We start from the raw sequence: 22,400 nt of genomic DNA, 5'->3' as shown, positions 1-22,400 counted from the left end.
CCTTCTTCTCCTATTTTAAGAGCTATACTCAAGGCGTGTATGAGAGAAACCGGTAAAAATAAGATAGGCAAGCTACCCTTACACAGGGGCCTACATACGATGAAGAAGAAGCAAGAAGGGAGAATGATGATGTACAACGAAAACGACGATAAACAAAATCAGCAACGGCAAATCCAGTTTCCAGGCGGACCTGGATTTGGTGGTCCCGGCATCGGTGGTCCTGGCTTCGGCGGACCTGGTTTTGGAGGCGGGCAAGGCGGATTTCCATTTGGACCTCCTCCAGGAGCTGGCGGGCAAGGCGGACAGCAAGGTCAGTTCGGTCCTCCTCCCGGTCCTCCTCCATCTCAAATTCCGCAGCTGCAGTCAGTAAGCGGCGGTCCTTCTGCCTTTGCTGTCGATCCGGGCGGAATCAGCTTTTGCCTTTTCCGGTACACTTATATACAGCTAGAAAACGGACAGCGTTTCTGGTACTACCCTGTCTTTGTCGGGCGTACCTCCATTGCCGGCTTCCGCTGGCGACCGCAGCAGTTCCGCTGGCAGTATTTCGGCATCGACCTCAATCGTGTCGCAGCATTCAGTTGCTAATTGGAAAAGCCGGGCTTGCTGCCCGGCTTCATACATATGCTAAGAAGAATATCAGCAGGTGAACTTGCAAGTATATGATGGACAACTGAAAATTAATGGTTGCCCATCGTTGCTGATCGGATTGACGCCCCCCGAGCACGGTTTGCAGCAGCCAGGCAACGGTGAACAGTAGACTGATCAGCTTTCCGCCGCTTGCTAGCGGAAAGAGTGGAATCAATAAAAGTAGTAGCATGAGGTAGAAGGCCATATGATACCGCGTTTTCCTTATTCCTTTGACTACAGGAAGCATCGATAATCCAGAAGCTTCGTAATCGCTAAATCTTCTGCATACGATTGCATAGGTATGCGGAACTTGCCATAAAAACAAAAGCAATACAAACGTAATCGGCGCAAAAGTCAGCTGTGGGTTCAAAACTGTCCAACCTATCAAGGGAGTAACCGCTCCCGACAAACTTCCGATGAGTGTGTTCCATGTGTAACGTCGTTTTGACCATACTGTATAACAGACCACATACAAAAACCAGCCAATCATTCCATACAAAAATGCCTCCACTTGTAAGTATAGAAGTATAGCACCGCCGGATGCGGTTGTTAGAATGCCGAGCCATACAATGGATGCAGATGACATACTGCCTGTAACAGTCGGACGTTTCTGTGTACGCCGCATCCGCTTATCTATTTCCGCTTCAAACCAATTATTCCAAATAAGAGCCCCTGCAATAAGCAGCATACAGCCTGCCCAAAGAAGCATGAAAGTGCCGGCATATTCCAAAAAATCGAGGTTTTGCATTTGTAAGCATAACCAAAATCCGAGTAACGCAGGTAGTGTATTAGCAATCAGGACACGCCCCTTTACCAAGTACCATACATTCTCCAGCCATGAAGTAGACTGCCTCGATGACCTCGCTGCGGCCGGTTTAACGTTTGAAGTCTCCACTCTTCCCACCGCTCTTCTCTTGAAGATAAAGCTCTCCAATCGTAATTCGTTTATCCACAGCTTTACACATATCATATATAGTCAATGCAACGGTGCTTGCCGCAGTCAACGCTTCCATTTCCACACCTGTAAGCCCGGTTGTTTTCACCTCCGATTGAATGTATAAGATATGAATATCATTGTCCTGCTTCCATTGGAATTGTATATCCACAGCTCCAATCGGAATAGGATGACACATCGGAATGAGATTCGATGTCTGTTTTGCGCCCATGACTCCAGCTACTTGTGCAACTGCCAAAACATCTCCTTTTTTGTTCCGGAGTTCCGTGATGGAACGATAGACATCTTCATTCATTCGTACACTAGTCCTTGCAATTGCCTTTCGAGCCGTTGGCTGCTTATTTGTCACGTCCACCATATGCGCTCTCGCTTGCTCATTGAAATGGGTAAAAGAATTTTCCATGCTTGTTCCCCCCTAATCATTTTTCCGTACCATCCATAACATCAAGAAAGAAAAACCAATCAGCAGGACCACCCATAACCATGCCAGTTGCACCTCCCCCGCCTCCAATGCGATATAGATCGCTGTCGGGATTGTCTGGGTTTTCCCTGGGATATTCCCTGCGAACATGAAGGTGGCACCGAATTCTCCCAGGGCTCTGGCAAATGCCAAGATGGCGCCGCTGAGCAGTGCACGTTTGGCCAGCGGGATGGATACGTACCAGAATACTTGCCAACGACCAGCTCCATCGATACGTGCAGCTTCCTCAGCCGCTTGAACATCACCTTGAAAACCGATTTTTGCAGCATGATACATAAGTGGGAATGCCACCACGGTCGCTGCCACTACAGCTGCCAGCCAAGTAAAGATGACTTGTTTCTGCAGAACCCACTCCAAACCTATACCAAACATGCTGTTTCTGCCGAGCAATGTAATCAGCAAAAATCCAATGACAGTTGGCGGAAGCACAATCGGCAGCATCAAGATCGTTTCGACTATCGCCCTGCCTTTGAACTTGACGTGTGCCATCAGCCTGCCAACGAAGGTTCCAGCTATAATAACCAGCAGTCCGGCACAGAACGTCACCTTTACCGATAACCAAACCGGCATCCAAAAAGTTTCAGTTGATAGTAAAGCCGTCATCTTCAAACACCTGTAAAGCTTCCTCTGTCTGAAGAAAATCATAAAATGCGACAGCCGCTTCTTTATGGGTCGAATCCTTCAACACACCCACGGGATAGACGATCGACTCATGTGTATCAGATGGAGCGACGGCAGCTATCCTGACTTTGCTGGAGGTCAGGGCATCCGTTTTATACACCATCCCAGCATCTGCATTGCCTGTCTCTACGTATTGCAAAACCTGCCGTACGTCCTTCGTGTAGACAATGTGCGGCTCCATCGTTTTCCACAGCTGCATATTTGTCAGGGTTTCTTTTGCATAAGCTCCAGCGGGAACTGTCTCCACCGTACCCATCGCCAAAGTATCCGCACCTTGTACATCCGCCATTTCGGTAAAACCTTTTTCATCCTTCAGTACAACCAGTACCAAGTCATTCCCGAGCAAATCTGCCGCATGAGTTTCATCCATCATTCCTTCATCCTTCAACTTATTAAAATTATCTGCCGCTGCCGAGAAAAACAAATCAACAGGAGCACCTTTACTGATTTGCTGCTGGAGTGAACCCGATCCGCCAAAGTTGAACTGAAGTTTTACATCAGGATGCCGAGATTCATAAAGTTGTTTTATTTCTTCAAGGGAATCTTGCAAGCTTGCCGCAGCGGATATCGTCAACTCCGTTTCCTGTTTCATTTCCGCCGTTCCTGCTGCATGGCTGCATCCCGTACTCACCAGCAACAGCACTAATACAAGCATACTAATCAGTTTCCGTATTTTCATGCCCGTTCCCCTCCCTTATCGATTTCAGCCACAACGTGGCTAAGCTCCGGCAGGATCAATCGTTCCATGGCGAGCCGGACAGCTTTCGGGGACCCCGGTGTACAGAATATCGCCTTATTGCCTAGCGCGCCGGCAGTGGCACGGGATAGGAAACTGGCAGAACCGATATCTTCCTGAAAACTAAGCAATCGAAACAGTTCACCAAACCCCGGCATCTCCCTCTCCATCAAACGCTGGACCGTTTCGATTGTCACATCTCGTTTGGCGATTCCTGTCCCTCCATTCAATAGGATGATGCGTACATCATCGTTTGCAGACGCATCCAAAATCGCTTGCTGAATCTCCTCTTTTTCATCTGGAACGATGCAGTATGCAGCAACTCGATGCCCTGCTTGATGAAGCATTTCCCGCATCGTTTGCCCGCTGATGTCATTGACCTCATTCCGCGTGTCACTTACGGTGATGACGACACTCGAAATACTATCCTGGTTCTGTATGGTCATGTTTTCCCCTCCAATTTGTCCAGTTCATGTTTGTAATTGATATTCCAAAAAGCTGTTAATTCCAGCATGTCTACATAACAGACATGCAAGGCTTCCAGCAATCCTTTCATGGAAAGCTTTTCTTCTCTTAACCGCTTGTTGATGATTGCCATCGTCCCTGCATGATAAAGACCGACAAGGGGCTCTGGTTTCCCATTTATAATCGGAACAACCGCTTCACAAGATGAGACAGCATATGCTTTGAGCATGCACAGGATAGACGATGTCAGACACGGCAGGTCGGTTGGCACGACGATATACCAATCCGATTTCACGTATTGCATCCCTGTATATAGCCCTGCCAACGGTCCTTTTTGGCGGAATTCTGAAAGATCATTCACGCACTTTACCCCCCGGGACGCAAACATCTTATATAACGACGGATTTGTTACCACTACAGTCTGCTCTGCCACTGGCTCCAAAGCTGCCATCGCATACTGATAGAAATACTTACCACCCGTTTTGACAAATGCTTTTGGCGAACCGAAGCGCCTTGACTGTCCTCCCGCCAACACAATGCCAACGAAACCTTCCACAATCGCCATCTCCTTCCGTCATAAATTTGTAAATTCCTTCACGAGCAGGCTGCATTCACCATGATAAAATAGCAGTAACAATGTACCTAAAGGAGAGGGATGACGTGCAAGCGAGTATACTGCATCAGCCAAACAACGAAGGGTATCGAATATCCAGTGAGCTTCGCGGGCTGCTCCACAGTCTTGGTACCGAACGGAAAATTGAAAAAGATTCCTATTTATTTCATGAAGGCGATACTGCCGATGAGATCTATATCCTCAAAAGCGGCCTTATCCAAATCAACAAGCTGACGGCCGATGGAAAGGAAATGATTCTTCGGATCTGCCGTAAAGAAGACATCATGGGAGAGCTGACATTATTCGGAGATCAGCCAACGTATCTATTAAGCTCCCTTGTACTGGAATCCGGTGAAGTTTTCGTCATCAAGAAACATGTCCTGGAAGAGGCACTGATGACAAATGGCCACTTAACTTTCGAATATTTGAAATGGGTCAATAACCATATGCGTAAATTCCAATCCAAAATACGGGATTTGCTGTTGAACGGAAAGAAGGGCGCACTCTATTCCACCTTGATTCGTCTGGCAAACAGCTACGGGACACAGACAGAATCAGGTATACGGATCAACCTGGTAATGACAAACCAAGAGCTGGCGAAATTCTGCGCCGCCACACGCGAAAGTGTCAATCGGATGCTGGCTGACCTTAGGAAACAGGGTGTAATCCAAATGACGAGCAACCATCACATCGTCATCACGGATATGCACTATCTAAAACAACAAATTGCTTGCGAAAACTGTCCACTAGAGATCTGCAATATCAATTGATGCCAGCAGATCTCCTGTATCGCTATAGCTGTAAACCGGGTAGGAATACTTCCTCGCTTCCTGTTCATCGGACACAACTGCCATGCAATTCGTCACGCTCTCCAACAATGCTAGCTCTTTTGGATTTCGCAGCATAACGATCTTGGGATAAGCCGCTTGCTTGTAGCCCTCGATAATCATTATTTCGACACCTGCATATTGATAGATTGGAATGAGTTTCTCCAGTTCCCATTCCAACGAAGAAGTTTCCAATTCGAATACACCTGCCCCCTCCACTCCAGCAAGCATTGCGCCGGCTTGCAGATGCTTGGCGCTATCCGTTTTCTGCCAGCCTTGTGGTTTCCCGCCGTGTCCATGGTGTTTTAGGGATCCGACCTTAAGCCCTTCTGTCGTGAATTTTTTAACCAGGCCACAAACAAGCGTTGTTTTTCCACTGTCCTTAAAACCAACAACTTGAAGTATGCGCATGATCAGCCACCGCTGACAGGCGGGATGAACGCAACAGTATCACCTGATTGAAGGGCAGTCTCATCTGTTGCATATGCCTCATTCACCGCCGTCATCACTTGCCTTATCCCTGGCAACGGGTAATGCTCCGCCAGCCATTCCTTCAACGTGCCAACTGATTGTATATCGACTGCCACCTCGAGCATGGATTCTCCTACCGACTCCTGTAAGTGAGCAAACAATAATACCTTAATCATTCATCTCAACCCCCTCCGAAAGCGGCTGTCCGTCGGGATAGGCAATGTCCCCTGCCTGATTGCCTATCCACGTCTCGCCACCTTCCCAATGTTCTTTCTTCCAAATCGGCACCATTTCTTTGATACGCTCGATTGCAAAGGCATTCGCATCATAAGCTGCTTTCCGATGAGGGGATGAAACAGCGATGACCACTGCAGCCTCCCCGATCTCCAGCCTTCCGATTCTGTGTGTGATAGCAGTTTCCGTTCCCGGCCATCTTTCTTTGATTTCATCACCGATTTGCTTCAGCATCCGAGCTGCCATCGGTATATAAGCTTGGTACTCGAGATACAGCGTCCTCCTACCTTTCGTCCATTCCCGGACAGTCCCGATAAAAGTAGTGATTGCCCCGGCATCCCTGGCTTGCACCCGGCAGATGATCTGTTCCACTGGAATTGGTGCTTCTGTAATGCAATAGCATTCCTTATCCATATCGCTCACTCCCATCGTATTTGGACGTCATTTGTTTGAATCCGTTCCAGGTTGTGCCGCTGTCATTCTCCAGCAAGATGACGGTCACACGTGCTCCACGTTCGTATCCGATCGTTCCCCGCGGCAGCATGATCAGACAATCCGCCCCGGAAAGCGACGTGACCGAATTTGACTTATCCAACCCTACTGGTGTAGCTTGAAGAGCTCCTTCTACTATCGAGATGCTGCCTCGCACAAATCGATCATAAGGATTTGGCTTTGGAAAACTGACACCGAGGAAAGCGCATGCTTTCTGATGATAAGGTACCTTTGAATGAAGAAATGTCCGAATCACCGGATGCACATATAATTCAAATCCAACATAGCAAGCAGATGGATTACCGGATAAACCGAACAACAGCTTCCCGTCTTTTACAGCCGCAGTCGTGACACTCCCAGGTCGCATGGCAATTTTATTGAACAGGACATCTGCCTGCATCCGTTCATAGATGGCTGGCAAGTAATCAAAATCACCTACCGAAACACCTCCGGTAGTTAGCAGTATGTCTACTTGTTCAAACGCTTGTTTTACTCGTTTCAGACTCATTTCCAAATCATCCGGACATTGGCCAAAGTACACCGCCTCCCCGCCAGCCCGCTGAATTTGCGCCCGCAGCATTGCCGCGTTGCTGTTGCGAATTTTGCCCAGCTCCATTTCATCCCCGATATCAAGCAGTTCGCTTCCCGTTGAAAGGATGCCGATCACCGGTTTTTTAGCCACTGGCACTTGGGCATATCCAAATGTGGCCAACAGTGCTGTCACGCCGGGATTGATTCGTTGTCCTTCCTGTACAAGTACACTTCCTTCCCTTGCATCTTCTCCTTTGAAAGAAATATTCTCCCCTGCTGCCACTGGATGTTTCAATTCGACAAATTGCTTGCCTGCCTCCTGAAGGGCCTTTCCTTTCTCCAGCATCACGACAGCATCACAGCCTGTTGGTATTGCAGCTCCTGTCATGATACGAACCGCCTGATTACGTTCGACTACTCCGTCATATAAATAACCTGCTCCAATTGTGGCGACGATTTCAAAACGCCTTGGGTATTTACGCGAGATCCCTTTTGTATCACATGCCCGGATTGCATAACCATCATAAGGTGACTTATGGAAAGGAGGGACCGGATGAGTCGCTGTCAAAGGACCGGCTATTACGCGATCGTAACTTTCCTCGATTGGAACCCTTTCAACTCCGCCCCGATCTGCATAACGCATGACCCGGCATATCGCTTCGCCGACACGGATTGGTCTTCTTTTCTCCACTTGCATTTTTTTCACCCCACTAGTTGGTAATAAAGTCGTTTGGCTTCTGCGATAGAATTGGTACCGTGTACCAACGTTCTTCCATCGCGGAAAAAGACAAATCGCAATTGCGCGTAGCCCGCTACAATCAGATGTTCATTTTTCACTGATATGTCCGGAAGCAACGACTCCAGGACATCCAGATTCACCGGATGACGCCGGATAAGAACTGTATCTCTGCCGCATAATGCCGCTGCCTGCAGCGGATCTTGAAGCAGTGACGGATAAGTGGGATCCTTCCCGCAGGATGGACAGCTTTCCTGTCGCGCAGCTTGCATATCGATTTGGCGATAATGGTTCGACCACAAATCAACCATCATCATGGTTGATCGCAACGCAGTATCTGCTCCTACAAGCAGCTTCAAAGCTTCTGCCGTTTGGTGCGCTGCTACCATCTGGACTGCCGGACCAATGATCCCTTCTTTATCACAAGTCGCACCGCCCTCTGCCTGCTTGAAAAGACAATGAAAGCACGGGGTCTGCCCTGGCAGAATGGTATAGCTCATTCCTGCGCTTCCTGCGCAGGAGCCGAAAATCCACGGTATATTACGCTGAAGCAAGATGTCATTCAACACGTACCTTGTATCGAAATTGTCTGTTGCATCAATCACCACATCCACATCATCCACTAAAGACGGCAATGTCTGCTTCGTTGCTTCCATCACATGTGCCTGTACATCCACATCTTTGTTTATTGCTTGCAGATGATTTCTGGCTGCAATTGCTTTTGGTATCGCTTGCGCAGCATCAGCTTCCGTGAAAAGCTGCTGGCGCTGCAAATTGGTATATTCCACATAGTCTCGATCAATGAGACTCAATTTGCCGACTCCAGCTCGTGTGAGTGTTTCAGCATTCGCTGTCCCAAGTGCTCCGCAGCCTACAATCAGAACGTGCTTTTGCCGAATTTGTTGTTGACCATCATGTCCAATACCTGACCACGCTTCCTGCCTGGCATATCGATCTTCCATCTAAGCTCACCCTTTCTTTATCCGCCGATGTAGGACATCTCGATTTTTTTCCGGCTGCGAACAGTTTCTGCTGTTCTTTCATCTGAATATCTATCTGAACGGTATGCCCACGTTTGAGCGATCAGCTGTTTTAATTCTTCCTCTGTTGCACCGTTACGGAGTGATGTCCGGAAATCCACTCCACCAGTTGCAAACAAGCAGTTGTACATTTTCCCATCCGCTGCTATTCGTGCCCTTGTACAGCCTGAACAAAAGGACTCCGATACAGAAGTGATGAAACCCACTTCCGATTGACTATTTCGATAGCGATAACGCTTGGCTACTTCACCGTTATAAGCAGGCTCCAGCGGCTCCAATCCAAAATGCGTATCGAGCAGGTCATGAATTTGCTGTTTGGGAACGACTTTGTCAAAATTCCAGCCATTCGTCTGCCCGACATCCATGAATTCAATAAACCGCAGCGCGACACCGGCTTCACGAAAATAAGCGGCCATAGGCAAGATTTCCTGTTCGTTCTTTCCTTTGATTACCACCATGTTCACCTTCACTTCCAGCCCTGCCAATCTAGCTTTTTCTATGCTGGCTATTATGCGAGCTGGTCCAACTCCCGTGTCGTTGATGGAACGAAGCAAGCTATCATCCAGCGCATCCAAGCTGACATTCACACGATCTAATCCTGCTTGTTTCAGATCAGTTGCCTGGGAGCCGAGCAGCAGACCATTCGTTGTCAGTCCGATATCTTGTAATCCCGATAAAGATGTAAGCTTGCCGATCAGCTCCGGCAGGCCACGTCTCAGCAACGGCTCTCCCCCTGTGAGACGAATCTTCCGGACTCCCAGACTTGTGAAGATACTGGCCAGACGTACTATTTCATCGAAAGTAAGCAAATTATCTTTGGGCAAAAATGGGAAATCTTTTCCGAATATCTCACGAGGCATACAATAAGTACACCTGAAATTACACCGGTCGATGACAGAGATACGCAAATCCTGCAAAGGGCGTCCAAATTTATCTGTTAGTCGTTTCATGTATGCCATCTCCTTTGTTTCTTGCCTTCATCTTACGCCCTTTCATGAATAGAGTCTGTGAAATATGTCACACATAAACATATAAAAAATCCGCTAAAGTCATCTTTAACGGATTTTTTCCAACTGCCATTTCACTAATTTATTTTCATAGATATAGCGCTTCAAGGGATTCTCGTTTTTCTCGTAGAATCGAAGAATCTGTGCCAACGCTTCTTCTATCCCCTGCCTATGGCGTGTTTTTTCCATTACCGCCACCGCTTCTTCATAACAGACGGCAGCTTGTTTCTGATCACCTATTTCTTCATAACAACCCCCTAGCTTCAGCATTGTCATGCCTTGCTCAAAGCGATGATGGGAATTTTTCCGATAAATAACCGAAGCGTCCTCGAAAAGACGGATTGCCTCCCCGTTATGATGCAGCTCAAATTCGAACGAAGCTAATAGCTGCAAGGCATCTGCACGCATCTTTGTTTTCTCTTGCCTTCCTGAAAACAGCTGCTTTAGTATTTGCCTCCCTCTCTCATACTCCTTTTCTTGTCCATACAACGCGGCCAATGCATATAATGCTGGGTCGCGTATCGATGCAGGTGTATGCGGAGGAATGTTTTCCAAGTAGCGTTTCGCTTTCTCTATATGCCCTGCTTTAATGGCAAGCAAGCCAATCTTGATTTCCAGATAGCTCATGAGCTGATCGGCTGCTTGCCCTGCTGATCTGGCGCGTTCATAGTATGAGATCGCTCGCGGAAACTGTTGCATCTCTTCATCTATCTCGCCAAGCAGCACATATACACGCACGGACAGTTCCGTTTCATCAGCTTGTTCTGTTAGCTGCAATGCCTTGGATAGAATGCGTCGCGCCTTCTTTAAATCAGTGTAGAAGAAAAGTTCTCCTTGTCTGATGCGCCATGCGAGCTCACGTTTCCTTGCTTGCAGACGCATCATCTCTTTGATCTGTTCTTTCACAAGAGTTTGTGCTTCTTCATATAGTCCTGCCTCTTCATATACTTGGACAAGCAAATGCAGCACCTGCTGAACTGCCGGGTGCAGATCAGCGGCTGCTTGCTTGAAGAAGCTGACACTTTCCTTCAACTGTCGAATGGCCAAATCAATCTGTTCCTCGACAATAGCTGTTTTGGCAAGCTGGAGATATATTTTCCCCGAAACAAAAGCGTCCTTGAATTGCCGTTTCTCCAGGAAAAGAAGCAGCTTCGCCAACTCCACCCGGGCCGCGGCAGCTTGTTTGTAACTCGTCTCCATCGCTGCGTAGATGAGATAGGAGTCGATGATAAGTGATAAATCCGGACCCGATACCGCTTCGGCCAAACGGATGGCACGCTGACAATGCAGGATGGTTTGTTCGTATTGACGGCTGCTCGCATGATAGCCTGCCAGCAGGTGATAGATTCGAAGTCTAAGGGAATCATCAGCACCAGCCGACATATCTTCCAGGAGCCTAATGACTTCTTTTGATGCTTTTCCTGTTTGCAGTTCAGCTTTCAAAGCAGTGAATTCTTCCATTTGCACTGGCATAAGCATGCACTCCTTTATTTGACGGTTACTTTTCTTTTATAAATCACATAACTTCTGGATAAGTAACGAATCGGGAAACTGAAAGCATGTACCAATCTGGTAAATGGCCACGCGATATATAAAACGAACGTCATGAAAATATGAATTTTGAACCATACCGGAACGGACTCCATCAGCTCTGGCTGCACGCGGAAGATGAACAGACCGCGAAGCCATGGTGCGATTGTCGTCCGATAATCAAAGCCATGTGAATCGACATTGAATGTCGTTGCCAAGAGACCTGTCGCAATGACAAGCAGCAATAAAACCAACGTCACCCAGTCAGACGTTGTTGATGTCGCACGCAGCCGCTTAAAACTGAATCTTCGGTACGCGAGCAGCCCCACTCCGATAAAGGCAGCAATACCAGCCGGTATACCGAATACAATAGCCATCATGTGATAGGTATGCTCGGAAACACCCAATCTCATATAGAAATCTATCGGTATCAAAAGCCCCATTACGTGACCGCCGAATACCATCATCAATCCCCAATGAAAGAGCAAGGAACCGACGCGCAATCTGCGTTTCTCCAATAATTCACTGGACTTTGTCGTCCAGCCGAACTGATCCTTCTGATAGCGATAGATATGCCCGCCAATGAATATCGTAGCGACGATGTAGGGGAATATACCCCATAGCAATGTCTCCATCTCTGTTTCTCTCCTTTTTAGCCAGCCTTCTCCTCAGGCTCCCACGCGATCCCTTCCTGTTCCATCAAACAGAAAAGTGCATCTAGCAAGGCGGCGTAATAGCTGCCTTCTTCCCTCAATTTGCTGCGGATTTCATTGATGGCCTTTCCATGCATCTCCAGCACTTCCTTACGTGCTGCCTCAGGAGCATAAGCACAGAACTCCAAAAGCAGCGGCAAATAATCAGGCAATTCCTCTTCTGTCGGAGTAAAGCCGTATGCCTCATAAATCATCTTCAGCTTCAGAAGCTCCAAACCGCGTTCCCGCTGCTCCCCAAGCTTAAGATACGATACATACAAATTGGTCAGACGTCCAAAATCGAAGTGATTGATATAGTGATCGATGATCTGATCTATGTCGCGATCCTCTAATTCTTTTAAAAAGGCAGCCAAATGTTCCTGCGCGTCCTTCGGCTCCATTTCTGCACAAAATGCACGGATATCCATCAGGTCGTCTGTCAAGTCCCTCGTAGGATAACGCAGCAGGTAGGACACGACTTGCAATGCGATATGCATGTGTACCTCTCCTTTCCTATTTCACAACGCCGCAGCTGCCAGGGCCGCCTGCAAAGTCCAAGCCGCACGCTCCCTGTTCGGCATACAGATCGGCAACTTCTTCCTTATGGCTGTGCGGAATGACAAAACGATCTTTATATTTGGCGATTGCCAGAAGCCGATACATATGGCGGATATCCTTCTCTGTCATTTCAAGTTCTTCTATCAAACTTGCATCAAATGCTCGTCCTGTCGTTTCAGCCCGCATAAATTGACGCATCACCGCCATTTTCTTCAATACAGTACGAATATGGCTCGTATCTCCTGCTGTCAGCAGGTTGGCTAAATACTCTACTGGAATGCGCATGTTATCGATGGCTGGGAAGATATCTGCTGTATCTGCACCGCTGCCTTTTCCTTCGATCATGTTCATGATTGGACTGAGAGGCGGCACATACCATACCATCGGCATCGTCCGGTATTCCGGATGAAGCGGCAAAGCAATTTTCCAGTCGATGATCATTTTATAGATCGGTGACTGCTGGGCAGCTTCGATCCAGTCTGCCGGGATGCCATCTTTTTTCGCTTGTTTGATGACATCCGGGTCATTTGGATCAAGGAAGATTCCAAGCTGCGCATGGTAAAGTTCCTTTTCATCCGGCACGGAAGCAGCTTCCAATACACGGTCTGCGTCGTACAGCATGACCCCGATATAGCGGATACGTCCGACACATGTCTCGGAACAGATGGTTGGCTGGCCATTTTCGATACGTGGGAAACATAATGTGCATTTTTCCGCTTTATTTGTCTGCCAATTGAAGTAGACCTTTTTGTATGGGCAAGAGGAAACACAGTGCCGCCACGCACGGCAGGCATTCTGATCGACAAGCACAATCCCGTCCTCGTCCCGTTTATACATAGCTCCGGATGGACAGGAACTCACACAGGATGGGTTCACGCAATGCTCACAGATGCGAGGCAGGTACATCATGAATACATCCTCGAACTCCGTCTTGATGGATTCTTCCATCTTTTCGACGTTCGGATCACGCAGCCCAGTCACATGTCCGCCAGCCAAGTCATCTTCCCAGTTCGGGCCCCACTCCAGATCCATGAATTCACCAGTGATGGCAGATTTGGCGCGGGCCACCGGTTGGTGCTTGCGCTCTGCGCTGGTTGTCAACGTTTCATAATCATAGTTCCAAGGCTCGTAATAATCGTCCAATTCCGGTAAGTAAGGATTGTGGAACAAATTCAGCAGCCGGCTTGTCTTGGAACCGGATTTCAGACGTAAAGTATCGCCCTTCAACTCCCACCCGCCTTTGTATTTCCCCTGGTCTTCCCAGCGTTTGGGATAGCCGATTCCAGGTTTTGTCTCGACATTATTGAAGTACATATATTCCGCACCAGGGCGATTTGTCCAAGTGTTTTTACAGGTGACGCTGCATGTATGGCAGCCGATGCATTTATCCAAATTCATCACCATGCCGACTTGCGCTTTAATCTTCAAGCCAATCGACCTCCTTCAGCTTGCGGATGATGACATTCAAATCTCGTTGGTTGCCGGTAGGGCCGTAATAATTGAACCCATAGCTTAATTGGGCATAGCCGCCGATCATATGTGTTGGCTTCACATGAATGCGTGTCGGGCTATTGTGTGTACCGCCTCGGTTTTTGGTTAGCTTTGTGCCCGGCACATGAATATGGCGATCTTGGGCGTGATGCATGAAAGCCATCGTCCTTGGTATTCTGTGTGACACGACCGCCCGTGCTACGACCACGCCGTTCCGATTGAAACATTCGATCCAGTCGTTATCTTCCACGCCAGCTTCTGCTGCGTCGTCTTTATTGAGCCACACTGTTGGGCCGCCCCGGAACAGTGTCAGCATCGGCTGCGAATCGAAATACATACTGTGAATGGACCACTTATTATGCGGAGTCAGATAGTTCAGCGTGATTTCTTTTCCTTCGATATCCGGTCGCTTGCTGCGAAACGGCTGCTGGTTCAGGATCGGTTTGAATACGGCGAAAGACTCCCCGAATTCCTTCATCATGTCATGATCAAGGAAATAAGATTGTCTTCCTGTTATCGTTCGGAACGGGATCAGCTTTTCGATATTGGTAGTGAAAGGCGAATATCTTCTGCCGCCTTTTTCGGAACCGCTGAAAGCAGGGGATGTGATCACCGTTTTCGGCTGTGCCGTTATTTGATCGAATGTGAATACCTCTTCTTCCCGTTCTTCAGCCAAATCTTTCAGTTCTAAACTCGTCTGCTTCTCCAGTGCTTCCCACGCTTTCACGGCGACTTTCCCATTGGTGGTAGAAGAGAGCATCAAGATCGCTTCACATGCATCCCGTGCATGTTTGATATCCGGACAGCCATCGGCAATACCGCCATTTTGAACCGTGCCCAGCACATGCTTCACCGCTTCGTATTCCTTCTTCATTTCCCAGCTGATTCCCTTACCACCGAACGGCTGCTTGCCGATATTCGGCCCAAGTGCCACCATCTTGTCATATACATCTTTATAATCACGCTCGACCACGTGAATCTGCGGCATCGTTTTCCCCGGTATTGGCTCACATTCACCTTTGGACCAGTCTTTGATTTCTCCCATAGGCTGCGCCATCTCTGCCGGTGTATCATGGTTAAGCGGTGTTGCCACCACTTCTTTTACTGGCGCCATTTCGAGTTCCTTGGCAAGGTCTGATACTCCCTTAGCCAGTGTGCTGAATATATCCCAATCCGATTTCGCTTCCCATGGAGAAGCAATTGCCGGATTGAACGGATGCACAAATGGATGCATATCCGTACTGGATAAGTCGTGCTTTTCATACCATGTCGATGCTGGAAGAATCACATCGGAATAAAGCGCTGTACCTGCCATCCGGAAATCCAGGTTCACAAGCAAATCGAGCTTTCCTTCCGGTGCTTCGTCCCTCCATTTAATTTCCTCAGGCCGTATGCTTTCCTCATCTGAATTGAGCAGGCCATGTGAAGCTCCGAGCAAGTGTTTCAAAAAGTACTCATGCCCTTTTCCGGAGCTGGAAATCAGATTCGCCCGCCAGACAAATAGCGTACGCGGAAAATTGACTGGGTCATCCGGATCCTCTATCGCGAATTGCAGTTCTTTCTCTTTTAACTGGGCAGCCACATACTCGCCGATTTCTTCTGTAGTCTGCTTTCCTTTAGCAACGGCTTCTTCGTACAATGCTATTCCATTCTTATTGAAAGTCGGGTAAGACGGCAGCCATCCGAGCCTTGCCGCCAAGACATTGTAGTCTCCATGATGATCATATCGGGCACGGTCCACCGTTGCAGCCGTCAAATCGCTGACAGGTGTTTCCTCAAACCGCCACTGATCTGTCGCGAAATAGAAGAAGGATGTACCATTTTGCAGTTTCGGCGGTCCGCCCCAGTCTTTCGCCGTCGCGATGCTGTTCCAGCCTTCCACGGGACGCAGTTTCTCCTGACCGACATAATGAGCCCAGCCGCCGCCATTCACTCCTTGTGCACCGACTAGCAGGACGAGATTCAGCACTGCGCGGTAAATGGTATCGGAATTGAACCAGTGGTTGATGCCGGCACCGACGATGATCATGGACTTGCCATTTGTGTCCACGGCATTTTGCGCAAATTCCCTCGCTATTTTGATGACCAAGTTACGGTCGACACCGGTGATGCTTTCCTGCCACGCTGGTGAAAATGGCGCGATGTCGTCATACGATTTTGCGACTGTGCCACCGATACCCCGGTCCACACCATAGTTCCCCAGCATCAAATCGTAAACTGTCGTGATGTACATTGTTTTCCCATCCATCTCGAGCTTTTTGACAGGTACGGCGCGTGGGAGCGCTTTATTCTCCTGGGCATCGAAGTATGGCATGCTCACATGCACCACTTCATCCTCCCGGCCAAGGAAGCTCAATACAGGCTCGATTTTCTCGCCGGTCTGTTCATCCTCAAGCTTCAGATTCCACTTCCCTTTTTTGTCCCAGCGGGAGCCCATTGTTCCATGCGGGATGGCGAAACGATCGGTTGCCTTGTTGTACATCGCAGGTTTCCACTCATCATTTTCAGTTGATAGATGAATATCCTTGGCATGGAGAAAACGATCGGCCGTGAATATATCGCCGTCTTTTTTCAGCTTTACTGCAAAAGGAAAGTCTGTATACTGTTTGGCGTATGTTTCAAAATACGGCGTACGCTGCTTCTGATAATACTCTGACAAAATGACATGCCCCATCGCCATGGCTAGCGCCCCATCCGTTCCTTGGCGCACAGAAAGCCAGTCGTCTGCAAATTTTGTGGATTCCGCATAATCCGGGCTGACAGAAATGACTTTTGTTCCTTTGTATCGTGCTTCGACAAGGAAATGAGCATCCGGCGTACGTGTGAGCGGTACGTTTGAACCCCATGTCATGATATAGCTGGAGTTGAACCAGTCCGATGATTCCGGTACATCGGTTTGATCTCCCCAAATTTGCGGGGAAGCAGGCGGCAGATCAGCATACCAATCATAAAAGCTCAGCATCGGGCCGCCGATCAAGGACATGAACCTACTTCCTGCTGCGTGACTGATCATACTCATTGCCGGGATCGGGGAAAAGCCGACATTGCGATCCGGCCCATACTTTTTCATCGTATACAATACCGACGCTGCTATAAGCTGCGTTACTTCCTCCCATGTGCCGCGCACCAATCCGCCTTTTCCTCGTGCGCGCTTATAGGACATAGCTTTTTCTTTATCTTCCACAATTGATTTCCATGCCTCCAGCGGATTGGCATGCGCTGCTAACGCTTCCCTCCACAGGTGGAGCAGCTTTTTCCTTACATATGGATACTTCACGCGCAGAGGGCTGTAGATATACCAGGAGAAACTTGCACCGCGGGGACAGCCGCGCGGTTCGAATTCCGGCATATCCGGTCCGGTTGTCGGGTAGTCCAGCTGCTGGCCCTCCCAGGTGACAATTCCATCCTTCACATATATGTTCCAGCTGCAAGAACCCGTGCAGTTCACACCATGAGTGGAACGAATCACTTTATCGTGCTGCCATCTTTTCCGGTAAACGTTCTCCCAGTCTCGGTTTCCTTCTTGTAATTGGCTATGCTTTTCGGCATATTTTTCGATTGGTTTCAAATAATGCATACGTTGCCAGAGCGGTGAGCTTTTCTTTTTCATTGTTGTCCCTCCAAACGAAGTTCTTACATTCAGTTAAACACCGATTTGCAATCGAGGTTGTGAGAAACATCACACATACGCAAAAAAAACATCCTAGATTGTGATGTTTTTCACTACCTGCTTCCAACAGAGTTTGTAAGATAACAGCATAAAAGACACTTACTAATGGAAAGGAAAGGTTTCCTCATGAAAAAACCAACAATTCAGCTATCTTTGCAAACATCCAGTCTGGTAGTCGGGTTCATGATTTGGGTGTTGCTTTCTTCCTTGATGCCTTACATCCGGGAAGATATCACACTGACTTCCGGCCAAGCCTCACTCGTTACGGCTATTCCTGTCGTACTTGGGTCGCTATTACGGATTCCGATTGGTTTTTATACAGATCGAATCGGGTCACGGATCATTTTCTTGTTTAGCTTTATCATTTTATCGGCACCAGTTTTCTATATCAGTACAGCCGATAGCTTCATGGATTTGATTATCGGGGGGCTGATTTTAGGTGTAGGCGGTGCAACCTTTTCCATCGGGGTGACTTCCCTGCCCAAATACTATCCGAAGGAAAAACACGGTTTCATTAACGGCATATACGGTATCGGCAATATCGGGACAGCAATCACGACCTTTGGCGCACCGATTCTAGCAGGAGCGATAGGCTGGCAAGGCACCGTGCAACTTTATTTGATTTTACTTCTCGTATATGCCGTGCTTATTTTCCTATTCGGAGACAAGCGTGAAGAGAAAGCAAAGAAATCCATGGTAGAGCAAATCAAAGGTGTTTACCGAAACCCGATTCTCTGGTTTGTCAGTTTGTTTTATTTCATTACATTCGGGGCTTTTGTGGCGTTCACTGTATTCCTTCCAAGTCTTTTGGTCGACAGCTTCGGGCTGGATCCCGTTGATGCCGGGATCAGGACTGCCATCTTCATTGTCATCGCCACCCTGCTGCGTCCTGTCGGGGGATGGCTGGCTGATCGCTTCGATGCCTTCATCCTATTGATGCTTGTATTCGTCGGTGTCGCCTTGTCCGGCATTTTGCTATCCTTCTCTCCAAGTCTGCCTTGGTATACGGTTGGCGCGCTTGCCGTGGCATGTACAGTCGGTATCGGAAACGGTACGGTTTTCAAGCTCGTACCGTTGTATTTCCACAAACAAGCTGGGATCGTGAATGGAATCGTGTCTGCCATGGGTGGCTTAGGCGGCTTCTTCCCGCCGCTGCTTCTTACATCGGTTTCCGCCATCACTGGACAACACGCAATCGCCTTCATGCTATTATCCGAATTCGCGATGGTGAGTTTTTTGATCGTCGTCTATCTTTACTACCGCGAACAAGTGGATGTAAGCAGCAAGATCATCAGCGGAACAGCGGAAGGTATCATGGTCACGGACAGTCACTTGGTCATTCAGCAAATCAATCCGGCATTCACCCGCATCACTGGCTACACCCAGGATGACGTAGCAGGTAAAAAGCCCAATCTGCTGCAATCCGGTCGACATGATAAAGCCTTTTACGAAGCCATGTGGCAGTCTATTGAAAGAGAAGGTTTCTGGGAAGGGGAAATATGGAATAAGCGAAAGAACGGGGAGATCTATCCAGAATGGCTGACAATCAGTCCCGTGAAAAACAATGCAGGAGAAACAAAGAGCTATGTCGGGATATTCAATGATGTAACCAATTTAGCTGTTAGCCAATAACAAAAGCCTTCTTCCCGTGGAAGAAGGCTTTCTCTTCATTTATCGAGTACACCCATGAGCTCCGGCAGCCAGAGACTAAGTGCCGGGATATAGGCTACTGCAAGAAAGGCAAGAAAAACCGGAATGTAGAACAGCAGCAATGGCTTCGTCATTTCTTCAACCGTAACATTGCCGACCTTGGATCCGATGAAAAGGACCGTTCCCACTGGTGGTGTAATCGTACCGATAGCCAATCCCATCGACATGATCGTTCCGAAATGGATCGGATCGACACCGAATTCCAACGCAACCGGCAGCAGGATCGGTGTAAAGATAAGCAAGGCAGGCGCGATATCCATGAAGGTTCCGACAACCAAAAGGATCAAGACGATAATGAGCATCAGTATGACCGCATTACCGCTGAAGTCAAGTATGCCGGAGGAAAGCATCTGCGGCAGCTTGGAATAAGACAAAATCCAGGACATCGCTCCTGATGCGCCAATCAAAAGAAGGATGACCCCGGAGAACATGACCGTATCCCGAAGAATGATCGGGATGTCTTTCCACTTCAAGCTGCGGTAAATCAAACTCAGCACCAGTGCATATAAAATTGCCACAGCCGCTCCCTCTGTTGCGGTAAAGACACCGAATGAAATACCGCCGATGACGACTACGATCAGCATCAGGCTTGGGATAGCATCGAGAACGACTTTTGCTGCCTGGGAGAAGCGGATTGGTTCGGAAACCGCATAGCCCTTTCTTTTGGCCACGATATAGGCTGTCACCATGATTAGCACCGACATTAGGATACCTGGCAAATACCCGGCAATAAACAAGGCGCCGATCGATGTTCCGCCGCTTAAAACAGAATATAAGATTGGCGTGCCGCTTGGCGGGATGATCAAACCTGCCGGTGCAGAAGCTACGTTCACAGCTGCTGAATAAGATGGATCATAGCCTTCTTTCTTCTGCATCGGCGCCATGATTTTCCCCATCGTTGCAGCTGATGCAATGGCAGATCCGGACAAGGCTCCGAACAAAGTATTCCCAATGACATTCGTGTGCGCCAAGGAACCAGGAAGTCGTCCAGCCAACAGCTTGGCCAAATTGATCAAGCGCAATGCAATGCCACCGGTATTCATGATACTTCCTGCCAATGTAAAGAAAACAAGCGACAACAGGACAAAGCTATCAATTCCAGCGATGAACTGCTGCGATACAACCATTAGTATTTCGTCGAATGGCAGCAGCATTGCTCCTGCTGCCAATGATGATAAACCGATACTGATCGCAATCGGGACGCCGAAAAAAATCAAAAGAAAGAACAAAGCAAATAGTACAATACCCGCAAGAACGACACTCGTCATGCTGCATCCCTCCCACGGGCAGCTTCTTTACGTGCCATAAGTCGATTCGTCACGATGTAATACACACTCAATAAACCGGACAATGGCAGCGCAGCATAGACATAGCCCATCGGCAGTCCAAGAACCGGCGAAGTCTGTGTCATGGAAGCAAGCATCAGCTGTGTGCCGCCAATGATAAAGACGACGACCATGAACAGAAGCACCGTCACTTCGATAATTAGCTCGGCTGCTTTTTTATCTTTGGCAGCCTTCCATTTGGACATCAGGAATGTGAGTGCAATATGCTCTTTCACTCCAAAAGCATAACTTGCTCCGAGCAATCCAACCCAAATGAAAGAAAACCGCAATACCTCTTCTGTGAACACGCTCGGATTCTGCAGGACAAAGCGTGTGAAGACTTGCCAGATTGCACCTGCAACCAAGAAGACAGTCAATGTACAAGTCACCAGCAAAATACATTTATCTACCCAATACCGTACTTTTTCCACCTCGTTCAGCTCCTCTGGTTTTTCTGTAACGCCGCCGTGTCACTGCAGGGCTGCAATGTCATCCAAGACTTTAGCCACTTCCGGGTCCTTTCGTCTCTCTTCAATCAGCGGCTGCACTAGTTCCTTGAAAGGCTCCTGATCGAGTTCATTGAAAGTTACACCCATCTCGTCCTCTGCTTTTTTGATGCTTTCTTCGATCAGCTGGTCCCAGCGTTCATTATGATTCTCAGAAGAAATTGCTGCTGCTTCCTCGACAGCCTGCTGCTGTTCTGCCGTCAGACTATCCCATGTCTTTTCGCTCATGATAAGAAAATCCGGAATTCGCGTATGTTCATCATAAGAAAAAAACTTAGCTACCTCGCCATGATTCGCATCCGTCAGTGCAATCGGGCTGCTCTCGGCCCCATCAATGACCCCTTGCTGCAGCCCTGTGTAAACCTCCGGGGCAGGCAATGGCGTCGGCGAAGCTCCCAACAGTTCCATCGTCCGGATGGATGTTGTATTCGTCATTGTCCGTATCTTCAGCCCATCCAAGTCTTCCGGCTCCTCAATCGGTGTGTCTGCTGTATAAAAGCTTCTTGCCCCGGCATCGTAATAAGCGATACCATGCAAACCGATAGACTCCAACTCTTCATAGAGGTCCTTCACGATATCAGACTGCATCACCCGCTTGAAATGCTCTTCATCCTCGAAGACATAAGGCAAACTGAAAACAGAGAAATCAGAGTAGAAACTCTCCAGAACCCCGCCATTCACTTTAGCCATATCGACTACTCCATTTTGAACAAGCTCAAGCATTACTCTTTCATCACCAAGACCGCCTTCAGTATAGATATCTGTTGTCAGCACGCCATCAGTGCGGTTTTCCAGCTCCCCGCTGAATTCCTCCAGACTGGCATATACCGGACTATTTGGATTATGGATATGTCCCATCGTCAGCCTTCTCGCCTCCTGGCCAGCGGCATCCGAAGAAGGAGCGACAACCATGAGCACGCCAATGGCAAGCAGCAAAACAGCAAGAATCAGCCACGTCGTTTTCGCTCGATTCATAACTCACCCTCCATAACATGTTATAAAGCGCTTACAATTTACAGCAT

At 48.3% G+C, this 22,400-nt stretch carries 23 protein-coding genes; 3 read left to right on the top strand and 20 right to left on the bottom strand.

Annotated features, from left to right (window positions below):
• Positions 1–126 precede the first annotated feature (126 nt).
• Positions 127–585 carry a hypothetical protein gene (locus AB1K91_RS16235; protein ID WP_413091363.1) on the top strand — a complete coding sequence of 153 codons (459 nt, stop codon included), beginning with the start codon at positions 127–129 and terminating at the stop codon, positions 583–585.
• A 28-nt stretch (positions 586–613) separates the two neighbouring features.
• Here AB1K91_RS16235 and cyoE read toward each other — a convergent pair whose 3' ends face one another.
• The 6 genes from cyoE to AB1K91_RS16205 are packed head-to-tail and all read right to left on the bottom strand — an operon-like array spanning position 614 to position 4,501.
• A complete protein-coding gene (cyoE, locus tag AB1K91_RS16230; protein WP_413091339.1) occupies positions 614–1,522 on the bottom strand; it encodes a heme o synthase in 909 nt (302 codons plus the stop codon).
• Positions 1,503–1,985 (bottom strand): cyclic pyranopterin monophosphate synthase MoaC, encoded by a 483-nt coding sequence (gene moaC, locus AB1K91_RS16225; RefSeq protein ID WP_413091337.1) that lies wholly within the window; start codon positions 1,983–1,985, stop codon positions 1,503–1,505. The genes cyoE and moaC overlap by 20 nt, the downstream gene beginning before the upstream one ends.
• A gap of 12 nt (positions 1,986–1,997) precedes the next feature.
• Positions 1,998–2,666: a molybdate ABC transporter permease subunit gene (gene modB, locus AB1K91_RS16220; protein ID WP_413091335.1), complete on the bottom strand. Its 669-nt coding sequence runs from the start codon at positions 2,664–2,666 to the stop codon at positions 1,998–2,000.
• Positions 2,644–3,423: a molybdate ABC transporter substrate-binding protein gene (gene modA / locus AB1K91_RS16215; RefSeq protein WP_413091333.1), complete on the bottom strand. Its 780-nt coding sequence runs from the start codon at positions 3,421–3,423 to the stop codon at positions 2,644–2,646. The genes modB and modA overlap by 23 nt, the downstream gene beginning before the upstream one ends.
• Positions 3,420–3,926, bottom strand: a complete 507-nt coding sequence (locus AB1K91_RS16210) for a MogA/MoaB family molybdenum cofactor biosynthesis protein (protein WP_413091331.1) — start codon at positions 3,924–3,926, stop codon at positions 3,420–3,422. Before AB1K91_RS16210 ends, modA begins: the two co-directional genes overlap by 4 nt.
• Complete coding sequence (locus AB1K91_RS16205) at positions 3,923–4,501, bottom strand: molybdenum cofactor guanylyltransferase (protein ID WP_413091329.1); 579 nt, start codon at positions 4,499–4,501, stop codon at positions 3,923–3,925. The genes AB1K91_RS16210 and AB1K91_RS16205 overlap by 4 nt, the downstream gene beginning before the upstream one ends.
• Before the next feature lie 104 nt (positions 4,502–4,605).
• Here AB1K91_RS16205 and AB1K91_RS16200 point away from each other — a divergent pair, with 104 nt between their 5' ends.
• Positions 4,606–5,328, top strand: a complete 723-nt coding sequence (locus AB1K91_RS16200) for a Crp/Fnr family transcriptional regulator (protein ID WP_413091327.1) — start codon at positions 4,606–4,608, stop codon at positions 5,326–5,328.
• Here the strand turns inward: AB1K91_RS16200 and mobB are convergent.
• The 11 genes from mobB to AB1K91_RS16145 form a co-directional block, all read right to left on the bottom strand.
• Entirely contained in the window at positions 5,305–5,796 is a 492-nt protein-coding gene (mobB, locus tag AB1K91_RS16195) for a molybdopterin-guanine dinucleotide biosynthesis protein B (RefSeq protein WP_413091325.1), read from the bottom strand. The genes AB1K91_RS16200 and mobB overlap by 24 nt on opposite strands.
• 2 nt (positions 5,797–5,798) lie before the next feature.
• Positions 5,799–6,032, bottom strand: coding sequence for a molybdopterin converting factor subunit 1 (moaD, locus tag AB1K91_RS16190; protein WP_413091323.1), 234 nt, complete (start codon positions 6,030–6,032; stop codon positions 5,799–5,801).
• Positions 6,025–6,504, bottom strand: coding sequence for a molybdenum cofactor biosynthesis protein MoaE (locus tag AB1K91_RS16185; RefSeq protein WP_413091321.1), 480 nt, complete (start codon positions 6,502–6,504; stop codon positions 6,025–6,027). Before AB1K91_RS16185 ends, moaD begins: the two co-directional genes overlap by 8 nt.
• Positions 6,497–7,810, bottom strand: a complete 1,314-nt coding sequence (locus tag AB1K91_RS16180; protein WP_413091320.1) for a molybdopterin molybdotransferase MoeA — start codon at positions 7,808–7,810, stop codon at positions 6,497–6,499. The genes AB1K91_RS16185 and AB1K91_RS16180 overlap by 8 nt, the downstream gene beginning before the upstream one ends.
• A 5-nt stretch (positions 7,811–7,815) precedes the next feature.
• A complete protein-coding gene (locus AB1K91_RS16175; protein WP_413091318.1) occupies positions 7,816–8,811 on the bottom strand; it encodes a ThiF family adenylyltransferase in 996 nt (331 codons plus the stop codon).
• 17 nt (positions 8,812–8,828) lie between these two features.
• The gene (gene moaA, locus AB1K91_RS16170; RefSeq protein ID WP_413091316.1) at positions 8,829–9,848 is read right to left on the bottom strand and encodes a GTP 3',8-cyclase MoaA; all 1,020 of its coding nucleotides are present in this window, start codon (positions 9,846–9,848) and stop codon (positions 8,829–8,831) included.
• A 96-nt stretch (positions 9,849–9,944) separates the two neighbouring features.
• Complete coding sequence (locus AB1K91_RS16165) at positions 9,945–11,369, bottom strand: tetratricopeptide repeat protein (RefSeq protein ID WP_413091314.1); 1,425 nt, start codon at positions 11,367–11,369, stop codon at positions 9,945–9,947.
• 14 nt (positions 11,370–11,383) lie between these two features.
• Complete coding sequence (narI, locus tag AB1K91_RS16160) at positions 11,384–12,061, bottom strand: respiratory nitrate reductase subunit gamma (RefSeq protein ID WP_413091312.1); 678 nt, start codon at positions 12,059–12,061, stop codon at positions 11,384–11,386.
• A 17-nt stretch (positions 12,062–12,078) separates the two neighbouring features.
• Entirely contained in the window at positions 12,079–12,615 is a 537-nt protein-coding gene (gene narJ, locus AB1K91_RS16155) for a nitrate reductase molybdenum cofactor assembly chaperone (protein WP_413091310.1), read from the bottom strand.
• 16 nt (positions 12,616–12,631) lie between these two features.
• Positions 12,632–14,104, bottom strand: coding sequence for a nitrate reductase subunit beta (gene narH, locus AB1K91_RS16150; protein WP_413091308.1), 1,473 nt, complete (start codon positions 14,102–14,104; stop codon positions 12,632–12,634).
• Positions 14,094–17,777: a nitrate reductase subunit alpha gene (locus AB1K91_RS16145; RefSeq protein ID WP_413091306.1), complete on the bottom strand. Its 3,684-nt coding sequence runs from the start codon at positions 17,775–17,777 to the stop codon at positions 14,094–14,096. Before AB1K91_RS16145 ends, narH begins: the two co-directional genes overlap by 11 nt.
• Before the next feature lie 186 nt (positions 17,778–17,963).
• Between AB1K91_RS16145 and AB1K91_RS16140 the strand changes: the two genes are divergently transcribed.
• A complete protein-coding gene (locus AB1K91_RS16140) occupies positions 17,964–19,469 on the top strand; it encodes a nitrate/nitrite transporter (protein ID WP_413091304.1) in 1,506 nt (501 codons plus the stop codon).
• Between the two features lie 35 nt (positions 19,470–19,504).
• Here the strand turns inward: AB1K91_RS16140 and AB1K91_RS16135 are convergent, their stop codons facing one another.
• From AB1K91_RS16135 to AB1K91_RS16125, 3 genes are read right to left on the bottom strand one after another with little or no spacing between them, the layout of a single operon-like run.
• Positions 19,505–20,815: a TRAP transporter large permease gene (locus tag AB1K91_RS16135; protein ID WP_413091302.1), complete on the bottom strand. Its 1,311-nt coding sequence runs from the start codon at positions 20,813–20,815 to the stop codon at positions 19,505–19,507.
• Positions 20,812–21,303, bottom strand: coding sequence for a TRAP transporter small permease (locus AB1K91_RS16130; RefSeq protein ID WP_413091300.1), 492 nt, complete (start codon positions 21,301–21,303; stop codon positions 20,812–20,814). Before AB1K91_RS16130 ends, AB1K91_RS16135 begins: the two co-directional genes overlap by 4 nt.
• Before the next feature lie 39 nt (positions 21,304–21,342).
• Positions 21,343–22,353 (bottom strand): TRAP transporter substrate-binding protein, encoded by a 1,011-nt coding sequence (locus AB1K91_RS16125; RefSeq protein ID WP_413091298.1) that lies wholly within the window; start codon positions 22,351–22,353, stop codon positions 21,343–21,345.
• Between the last annotated feature and the right edge of the window lie 47 nt (positions 22,354–22,400).

It is taken from the genome of Terribacillus jepli, assembly GCF_047228925.1.
Classification (GTDB): domain Bacteria; phylum Bacillota; class Bacilli; order Bacillales; family Amphibacillaceae; genus Terribacillus.
Note: the sequence above shows the minus strand (reverse complement) of the source record. Positions and strands in the feature narration are given on the sequence as shown.